Consider the following 8979-nt stretch of genomic DNA (forward strand, 5'->3'; position numbering starts at 1 on the left):
GGCGGGCGCGGCGCTGGGTGCGCTTGTAGCCGAGGTAGATGGCGGCGCCGGCGCGGGCCACGCGGGCGGAGCGGCGGAGGCGCCGGACGGTTTCGAACACGATTCGAATCTTAAAGGTTGGAGGTGGGAGGTGGGAGACCGGCCCCGCCGCGCGGCCCCGCCCGGGAAGGGGAGCAGGAAGCCTATCGTCGCGACACATGCTGACGACTTTGGTGACAGGACATTCACGCGGCTGCTACCAGCCGTAAACTTTTGCCCCTGACCGTGGTCATTCCTGCTGATGTGACTTTTGTCGCAGGAGTGTCGCGTGTTGCTGATAAACATGAGAACAGGAGGATGTTGTATGCGCATACTGGCATTCACCGCGGCCATCGTGCTCCTGCTGCTGGGGTCGATGCCGGCCGCAGGTTCGACGGCGACGGTGGTGCGCCCCTCGGCGACGCAGGGCTGGTTCCCAGCCGATATGCGGCCCGGGGGCCAGGCGCGGTTCGTGCCGGACCCGACGAGCCCCTTCGGCGATGGTGCATTCGAACTGGAGACCGATGGGACGAGCAACGCCAAGGCGCAGTGGCTGGTGCCGGTGGGTATCCCGCTCAGCCAGGTAACCGCGCTCGGTTTCTGGACGCGCTACCTTGCGGGGCCGAACTACGCCGGGCCTTCGTACCAGCTGGTGGTCGACCTGGACGGTGGCGACCCCACGGTGAACTGGACCACCCTGGTGTACGAACCGTACTGGAACAGCGGGACCATGACGGTCGACACCTCCGGGGCGTGGCAGCAGTGGAACGTGGCCTCCCCGGGCGCGAGGAACTGGTCGAGCCGCAACGTGAACGCCGGCGGCGGGTGCACCCTGACGGCCGGCGCTGGCGGGCCGCCGTTCTACACGGTGCCGCAGCTGCAGAGCCTCTGCCCGAATGCGGTGGTGCTGTACGCCGGGGTGAATGTTGGGACGTACAACCCGGGCTACCTGGTGCGGGTCGATGGGGTGCAGGTGAACGGTACGGTGTACGACTTCGAGCCGGAAGTGACGGTGCGGGTGGTGGTCACGGAGAACGTGGTCGGGTTTGAAGCGCCGGGCGCCGGCTGGCAGGTGACGCTCACCGGCTGCGGGGTCGGGCCGATCACGCAGACGACGAACGCCGCAGGCGAGGTAGTCTTCGTGGCGCTGCCGCCGGCCGACGGCTGCAGCTACACCGTAACCGTCGCCAGCCAGGCCGGCTGGACGCTCGCCCAGTCGACCCTTTCGGCGGCGCCGACGGAGCCGGGGAGCACGGCCGAGCTGCCGTTCCTCGCCATTCGCGACTACAACCCGCCGTGCGTGGACCCGGCCGATGCCCGCTGCCTGCCGGACCAGCTGCCGCAGGAGCCGGCCCCGCCGGCGCCTATCGGCAACCAGCCGGGAACCACGCCGTCGCCTTCGCCCACGGCTGCGCCGACGCAGCCTCCGGCCTCCCCGTCGACACCGGCACCGAGCGCGACCGCCGGCACCCCGGTCGCCCAGCCGACCGCGCCGGCGGTGATCTCGCCGACGCCGCGCCCGCCCGCGACAGGCAACGGCCCGGCGACGGGCACGCCCGGCCCGGGCGTTCTGCTCATCGCCGGCATCCTCGTGCTGGTGAGCGGGTTCGGCCTGCTCTCCGCCAGGCGGTAGCCGGGAGCTCCGCCTCCCGGCCCCGCCTCCCGGGAACGGGGAGCAGTGAGAAGGTGGGAGGTTGGAGGTTGGAGGTTGGAGGTGGGAGTGCTGCCCTCTCCCCTTCTCCCGCTCTCCCTTTCTCCCCCTCTCCCGCTCTCCCGGCGCGGGGGATGGGCGGCGGGGGCGGGGCTCCCTAGATCTGGCTATAGCCCGACCCGGGGCGGTCGATGCCGAGGCCTTTGCCGTCGTCGATCCAGCCGAATTCGCGCAGGATCTGCTGGCTGTAGGTGACCCGACCGGCGACTTTCTCGCGCGGTTCGGTAGCGAGCAAGAGGGCGGCCTTCGCCATCAGGATGGGCGGTTCGCCCCGCGGGTCATCCATGCCGGTCACGAGGTGGTGGAAGACGGTGCCGGGGGTCGGGACGACCTGCGAGGGCGAGACGCAGGTGACGCTGACGCCGTCGTGGTAGACCTCGCTGGCGAGGCCCTGGGTGAACCGTTCGAGGGCAGCCTTTTCGGCGCCGTAGAGGGTGCCGCCGCGGCCGATGTTCCCCGGGTAGGGCCCGCGGCCCGGCCCGATGGCAGCCCCGCTGGAGATGTTGACGATGGCGCCGGACTTGCGGGCCAGCATGTCGTGCAGGACGAGCTGCGAAAGGTAGAACGGGGCGTGGAAGTTGACCGCGATGGAGCGGTGCCACTTGTTGACCGGGTAATCCTTGATGGGGATGAAGTAGGTAAGGGCGGCGTTGTTGACCAGCACATCGATGGGGCCGAAGGCGGCGCGGGCGGCTTCGACGGCGGCGACGCACTGGTTGTACTCGGAGATATCGGCGACGACCGGGATGGCGGTGCCGCCGGCCGCACGGATGGTTTCCACGGTGTGTTCGAGGGAGCCCTCGAGGGGGTGGTCGCCTTCCTTGAGGGTGCGGGCGACGCAGGCGACGCGCCCGCCCTCCTCGGCGAAGAGGCGCGCGATCTCGGCGCCGATGCCGCGGCTTGCGCCGGTGACGATGACAGTTTTGCCGTCGAGCCTGCCCATGGTGGTGCCTCCTGACGTGTACGTAAGCGTCGGGATTGTACGGGAAAAGGTGGGAGGTGGGAGCCCTGCCGCCCGCGCCCGCTCCGCCCGGCAGCAGGGAGCCGGGAGCGGGGAACCGGGAGCAGGTTGGAGGTGGGAGGTGGGAGGTTGGAGGTGGGAACCGGGAGCCGGGAGCGGGGAACCGGGAACCGGGTGCCGGGGAGCAGGTTGGAGGTTGGAGGTTGGAGGTGGAAGGTGGAAGGTTGTGACAGGGAGCGGGGAACAGGGGGAGGGTCGGGGCTCCCTTTCTCCCTTTCTCCCGCTCTCCCCTTCTCCCGTGGTGGGACAGGGGACGCGGGGCGGGGCCGCGCGGTAGGATGGCGCGCATGGCGGAGCCGGTGCTCTATGAGGAACGGGACGGGCTGGCGATCCTGGTGCTGAATCGCCCGGAGAAGCTGAACACCTTGAACGAGGCGATGATCCAGGGCATCGCCGATGGGGTCGAGCGGGCGACTGCATCGCCGGAGGTCTCGGCGATCATCCTGCGCGGGGCGGGGAGGGTGTTCACCGCGGGGTACGACCTGAACCCGGGGTCCGACGGGGTGCCCTGGCCGCGGCGGTTCGGGGCGAAATCGGTCGAGCCGCGGCCCGGTGCGTGGGACCCCGTGCGCGACCTGCAGTTCATGGGCCACAACATGCGCCGCTTCATGACGCTCTGGGAGTGCCCGAAGCCGGTCATTGCGCAGGTGCACGGCTACGCGCTCGGCGGCGGGACGGACCTGCTGCTCTGCGCCGACCTGATCTTCATGGCCGAAGACGCGGTCATCGGCTACCCGCCTTCGCGCATGTACGGCACCCCGACAACGATGCTCTGGGTGTACCGGCTGGGGCTCGAACACGCCAAGCAGTTCCTGCTCTCGGGCGACCAGATCGATGCGGCGACGGCTTACCGCATCGGGCTGGTTTCGCATGTCTACCCGGCCGAGGAGCTGAACGAGCGGACGGAAGCGTATGCGCGGCGCTTCCGGCACATCCCGGCGAACCAGCTGGCGCTCAACAAGCTGCTCATCAACCAGGCGTTCGAAAACATGGGCCTGCGGACCACGCAGCTGCTGGGGACGCTGTTCGATGGCATCACCCGGCACACGGAGGAGGCGCTGCGCTGGGTCGAGAGCTTCCGGGAGCTGGGCTTCCGCGAGGCGATTCGGCGGCGGGATGCGCCCTTCGGCGATTACGGCGAGCGGCCGCGGCCGGGCGGCGGCTAATCGGCGAAGCGGACCACGGTGCTGGTGCGGCCCCAGAGGTCCTCGAGGCGGTAGTAGGCGCGCTGCTCTTCGCTGAAGAGGTGGACGATGAGGTCGCCGAAATCGAGGAGGACCCAGCCGCTTTCGGGGGTGCCTTCGCGGTGGCGAAGGTGGACACCCTGCGGGGCGAGGTCGTGCTCGAGGTATTCGACGAGGGCATCGAACTGGAGTGGCGATTGCGCCGTCGCAATGACAAAGTAGTCAGTGAACGTCGCGGTCCGGGAGATATCGATCAGCGCGATATCGAGCGCTTTGTGCTCGGAGAGGACATCGACAGCGCGCTGGGCAAGGGCCTCAGGACTCAGACGCGAACTCCTGCCCGCTGCAGCGGGCGAAAGGCATGGTACCACAGGCGATGGCGAGACCCCGGGTGGTGGTCGGGATGTCCGGCGGGGTGGACAGCTCCGTGGCGGCGGCCCTGCTGGCCGAGCAGGGCTACGAGGTGGTGGGCGTCACCATGCGCCTCTGGACCGAGGAGCGGCCGGAGGAGTTCCAGGGACACCAGCAGTGCTGCAGCATCGAGGATATCGACGATGCGCGGCGGGTGGCCGGGCAGCTGGGCATCCGCCACTACGTCATGAACTTCGAGCGCGAGTTCCGCAAGCACGTAGTCGACCGTTTCGTGCGGGAGTATGCGCAGGGCCGGACGCCGAACCCGTGCGTGCGCTGCAACGAGCACATCAAGTACCGGGCGCTGCTGGAGCGGCTGCCCGCGCTCGATGCGGAGTTCGTGGCGACGGGGCACTACGCGCGGGTGGCGCGAGATGGCGCGACGGGCCGCTACCGCCTGCTGAAGGGCATCGACCCGGCGAAGGACCAGTCGTACGTGCTCTACATGCTGGGGCAGGAGCAGCTGGCGCGGCTGCTGCTGCCCGTCGGGGGGCTGACGAAGGAGGAGGTGCGGGCGCACGCCGCGCGGCTGGGGCTGGATGTGGCAGCGAAGCCGGACAGCGTCGAAATCTGCTTCGTCCCGGGGAACGATTACCGCGCCTTCGTTGAGGAGCGGGTGCAGCTGGAGCCGGGGGAGCTGCGCGACGAGACAGGAGCGGTTGTGGGCCGGCACCGGGGGATTGCGGCGTACACGATCGGCCAGCGCCGGGGGCTCGGGGTGGCGGCCGGCGAGCCCCGCTACGTCACCGCGATCGATGCGGAGCGGAACATCGTGACGATCGGCCCCGAGGAGGCGCTCTTCGCGGATACGGTCGAGGCGGCGGAGGTGAGCTGGGTTGCGGGGGAGGCGCCGCCGCCGGGGACGCCGCTCGAGGCGAAGGCGCGCTACCGCTCGGAGCCGGCGCCGGCGGTGCTGCTGGAGGCGGGGCCCGGGCCGCGCGCGGTGGTGCGCTTCGAGCGGCGCCAGCGGGCGCTCACGCCGGGGCAGGCGATCGCCCTGTACCGGGGCGATGAGGTGCTGGGCGGCGGGACGATCGAACGGGCCTGGCGAAGCTGAGCGCGCACGAACCGCCCGGGTGTTGGAGAATGGCGGCCATGTCGCGCGCGAGGCTCCTCGGATTGGTCGCGCTCCTGCTCGTCGCTGTTGGGCTGGGGCTGGCAGGCTGTCGCGGGGGCGATGGCGACTCAACGCCTCCCGCGAACGACACCCCGACCCCTGCCGCGACCCCGGTGGCAGGTTCGCCGGCACCTGCGGCGGCGACGGAGAACACGGCGACGCCAGCTTCCGGGACGCGCACGGTCGCAACGGCCACGCCCACGGCCCTGGCGAGCGCCTGCCCGGCCCTGCCTTCGGACCTTCGCCCGGGCGAAACCACCCGGCGCGGGCTGGAATCGGCAGGGCGGCAGCGCGCCTACCTGGTCTATGTGCCGAAGGGCTACGACGCGTCCCGGCCGCTGCCGCTGATGCTCAATTTCCACGGCCTGGGCAGCAGCATGGCGGAGCAGCACGCCTACGCCGGGTGGGTGCCGGTGGCCGACCGCGAAGGCTTCATCGTGGTGAGCCCGGATGGGGTCGAGCGTTCGTGGCTGCTGGCGGCGGGGCTCGATGACATTCGCTTCGTGCGCGACCTGGTGGCGGAGCTCGAGGAGGAGCTCTGCATCGACCCGGGGCAGGTCTACACGAGCGGGATGTCGAATGGCGGCTTCATGTCGACGGTCCTGGCCTGCCAGGCGAACGACCTGATCGCCGGGGTGATCGCGGTGACCGGGGCGACGCCGCCGACAGCGTCGTGCGGGCCGAAGCCGGTGCCGTTCGTGCTCTTCCACGGGACGGAGGACCCCGTGGTGCCATACAACGGCGGGCCGATCGTGATTGGCGGCCAGCAGGTAGGGACGTTCCAGGGGGTGGGGCCGATCCTGGAGGGCTGGGCGAAGCAGAACCGGTGCACGGGCGGGCCTTCGGAGACGCGGGTGGCGGACGACGTCGTGAAGGTGGAGTACGTGGGGTGCGCCGCGCCGGTGGTGCATTACCGGGTCGAGGGCGGCGGACACACGTGGCCGGGGGCGGTGCCGGTGCCGCGCCTGGGGAAGACGACGTCGTCGATCAGCGCGAGCGAGGAGGGGTGGAAGGGGGTGAGGTAGGTGGGAGCCGGGAACCGGGAGCGGGGAGCCGGGAACCGGGAACCGGGAGCAACCTATTGCCCAAACTCCACCCGGGAACGGGAAGCGGGGAACCGGGAGCCGCCACCCATCGCAGCCACCCAACCCGGGAGACGGAAACGACCGTTCGAGCGCACTTCTGAACTCCCGGGCTCGGGGGCGATAGAAGAAGGTCGGGGCCGGGGCTCCCGGCTCCCGGGCGGGGCAGGGTGGGCGGGCGGCTCCCGGCTCCCGGTGCCCTCCCTGTACACTGGAAGCGATGTACGCGCGTGCGGTGGGGGTGACGCCCAGGGCCTTCGGGCTCTGGTGGCTGCTGGGGCTGGCGCTGGCCGGCGCGCTGACGTGGTGGCTGCGGGCGGGCAACTCGGCCAGCGTGGCGTTCGTCTTCGTCTGTTCGGTGGAGAATGTGCCGCCGCCGGAGTTCCCGGATGTGCTGTTCACGCTGGCGCTCGAGCCGCTGCCGGTCTACCTGCTGCTGAGCGCGGCGGCCGCCTACGTGCTCATGTGGCTGCGGGTGCGCGGATCGGGCCGGGACCGCCTCTTCCCGGCGTGGCGGCTGGCCTCGTTCCTGGTGGGCATTGGGCTCGTCATCCTGACGGTGTTCGGGCCGCTGGCGGCCTACGACCGGGTCTTCCTGTTCGTGCACATGATCCAGCACTTCATCCTGATTTCGATTGCGCCGCCGCTCATCCTGCTCGGTTCGCCGATGACGCTGCTGCTGGTTGCGGCGGGCGCGCGCCGGCGGGAGCGCTGGATCTACCCGGTGACGCACGCCCGCTGGTTCGAACTGTTCACCAACCCGGTGGTGGGGCTTGGGCTGTTCGCCGCGGTGCCGATCCTCTGGTACATCACGCCGCTGTTCGAGCTTTCGCTGGAGAACGACGTGGTGCATTACGCGGGCTACGCGGTGTTCCTGTTCGCCGGCATCCACTACTGGTGGCCGGTGGTGGGCGGCAACCCAACGCGCTGGAATCTGCCCCACCCGGTGCGGCTGTTCTACCTGTTCGCGCTGGTGCCGATCCACGCGTTCCTCGGCTCGCTCTTCTACGAGCCGTCGCGCGTGCTGTACGAGCAGTTTGCCCGGCAGCCGCGACTGTGGGGGCCGGCCCCGCTGCTCGACCAGCAAATCGGTGGGGCGATCATGTTCCTCGTGGGCGAAGCGCTGGGCCTGATCGCCACGATCGCGGCGGCGGCGGCATGGGCGCGGGCGGATGAGCGCGAGGCGAAGCGGCAGGATGCCCGGCGAGCGCGCGAGCGGGAGCGGGCGCAGGCGGCGGGCTGAGCATCAGACGCCGCGGCGGTCGCCCCAGAGGAGGATGTGGAGGCGGGTGGAGAAGCGGTAGCCTTCGCGGGTGCAGGCCTCAGCGAGCCAGCGTCCGCGCTCGGCGAGGGCCGCCGCGGTGGTGCCTTCCGGCATGAGGATGATGCGCTGGCGGGGGATGTCGTGGGCCTCGCGCAGGGCCTCCACCTCGGCGAGGTCGGCCGGTTCGGCGATGACGAACTTGAACCACGCGCGCGGGTCTTCGGCATAGGCGCGCAGCACGCCCGGCACGATGCGGCGGAGGCCTTCGTTGCCGGAATGGGCAAGCTTGGGCGAGACGTTGAACTGGTCGAAGAGGTGCGCGGCGGGCCCGGGCGCGACGGTGCCGTTCGTCTCGACTTCGATGCGAAAGCCGGCCGCGCGGAGCGTTTCGAGGAGGGGCACGAGCTGGCGGCGCTGGAGGAGCGGCTCGCCGCCGGTGACGACGAGGTTGCGCGGGGGCAGGGCGAGGACCGCGGCGGCGACGGCTGCCGGTTCGAGCGGGAGGGTCGAGGCGGCGCGGTCGAAGCGGGTCCAGTCCCAGGTGTAGGCGGTATCGCACCAGCGGCAGCGGAGATTGCAGAGGGCGAGGCGGAGGAAGGTACTGGGAGTGCCGATGGAGGCGCCCTCGCCCTGGACGGAGGCGAAGATTTCGGGGCGGCCGTCGGCCATGCGGGAGACGAGCAGGGTATCCATCAGCGGGCGGGAAGGGCCAGGTCGGGGAGGCCGGCGGCGGCGAACCCGGCCGCCCGGAGCTGGCAGGCGTCGCAGGCACCGCAGGGGTCTTCGCCGCCGAGGTAGCAGCTCCAGGTGAGGTGGAGCGGGGCGCCGAGTTCGACGGCGTAGCGGATGATGTCGGCCTTGCTCATGGTGATGATGGGGGCCTCGATGCGGAGCGGGATGCCGTAGGCGGTGCCGACCTTGCTGCCGAGGCGCAGGACCTCCTCGAGCGCGCGGTAGAACTCGGGGCGACAATCGGGATAGCCGGAATAATCGATGGCGTTGGCGCCGACGTAGATGGCGCCTTCGAGACGGCCCGGGTCGGCGCCCTCGCGTTCGATGAGGTCGAGCAGCCAGCTTTCGAGGGCGGCGGCGGCGAGGGTGACGAAGAAGGTGTTGCGCAGGGGGACGTAGGTGATGGGGATCTCGGCGGCCATGGCGGCCGGGTCGCGGC

9 protein-coding genes are annotated in these 8979 nt (G+C 70.6%); 5 read left to right on the plus strand and 4 right to left on the minus strand.

What is annotated here, in order from left to right:
* The first annotated feature begins 343 nt into the window (after positions 1 to 343).
* Positions 344 to 1651 carry a hypothetical protein gene (locus VAE46_RS05635; protein WP_322795940.1) on the plus strand — a complete coding sequence of 436 codons (1308 nt, stop codon included), beginning with the start codon at positions 344 to 346 and terminating at the stop codon, positions 1649 to 1651.
* 175 nt (positions 1652 to 1826) lie between these two features.
* Here VAE46_RS05635 and VAE46_RS05640 read toward each other — a convergent pair whose 3' ends face one another.
* On the minus strand, positions 1827 to 2672 hold the full coding sequence (locus VAE46_RS05640) for an SDR family NAD(P)-dependent oxidoreductase (protein WP_322795941.1): 846 nt from the start codon (positions 2670 to 2672) through the stop codon (positions 1827 to 1829).
* A gap of 365 nt (positions 2673 to 3037) precedes the next feature.
* Here VAE46_RS05640 and VAE46_RS05645 point away from each other — a divergent pair, with 365 nt between their 5' ends.
* The gene (locus tag VAE46_RS05645) at positions 3038 to 3916 is read left to right on the plus strand and encodes a crotonase/enoyl-CoA hydratase family protein (RefSeq protein WP_322795942.1); all 879 of its coding nucleotides are present in this window, start codon (positions 3038 to 3040) and stop codon (positions 3914 to 3916) included.
* Here VAE46_RS05645 and rsfS read toward each other — a convergent pair.
* Entirely contained in the window at positions 3913 to 4305 is a 393-nt protein-coding gene (rsfS, locus tag VAE46_RS05650; protein WP_322795943.1) for a ribosome silencing factor, read from the minus strand. The two genes, VAE46_RS05645 and rsfS, sit on opposite strands and share 4 nt — an antisense overlap.
* Before the next feature lie 5 nt (positions 4306 to 4310).
* Between rsfS and mnmA the strand changes: the two genes are divergently transcribed.
* The 3 genes from mnmA to VAE46_RS05665 all read left to right on the plus strand — a co-directional run bounded on the left by mnmA (position 4311) and on the right by VAE46_RS05665 (position 7787).
* Complete coding sequence (gene mnmA / locus VAE46_RS05655) at positions 4311 to 5402, plus strand: tRNA 2-thiouridine(34) synthase MnmA (RefSeq protein ID WP_322795944.1); 1092 nt, start codon at positions 4311 to 4313, stop codon at positions 5400 to 5402.
* Between the two features lie 38 nt (positions 5403 to 5440).
* The gene (locus VAE46_RS05660; RefSeq protein WP_322795945.1) at positions 5441 to 6487 is read left to right on the plus strand and encodes a hypothetical protein; all 1047 of its coding nucleotides are present in this window, start codon (positions 5441 to 5443) and stop codon (positions 6485 to 6487) included.
* Between the two features lie 277 nt (positions 6488 to 6764).
* On the plus strand, positions 6765 to 7787 hold the full coding sequence (locus tag VAE46_RS05665; protein WP_322795946.1) for a cytochrome c oxidase assembly protein: 1023 nt from the start codon (positions 6765 to 6767) through the stop codon (positions 7785 to 7787).
* Positions 7788 to 7790: 3 nt separating this feature from the next.
* On the opposite strand, the gene VAE46_RS05670 is transcribed toward VAE46_RS05665, so the two are convergent.
* Positions 7791 to 8501: a 7-carboxy-7-deazaguanine synthase QueE gene (locus VAE46_RS05670; RefSeq protein ID WP_322795947.1), complete on the minus strand. Its 711-nt coding sequence runs from the start codon at positions 8499 to 8501 to the stop codon at positions 7791 to 7793.
* Positions 8501 to 8979 (minus strand): 7-cyano-7-deazaguanine synthase (locus VAE46_RS05675; RefSeq protein WP_322795948.1); only part of this gene is annotated, 479 nt, incomplete at its 5' end. The genes VAE46_RS05675 and VAE46_RS05670, both read right to left, overlap by 1 nt.

Origin of the sequence: Tepidiforma sp. (assembly GCF_034433535.1) — a bacterium.
Lineage (GTDB): Bacteria > Chloroflexota > Dehalococcoidia > Tepidiformales > Tepidiformaceae > Tepidiforma.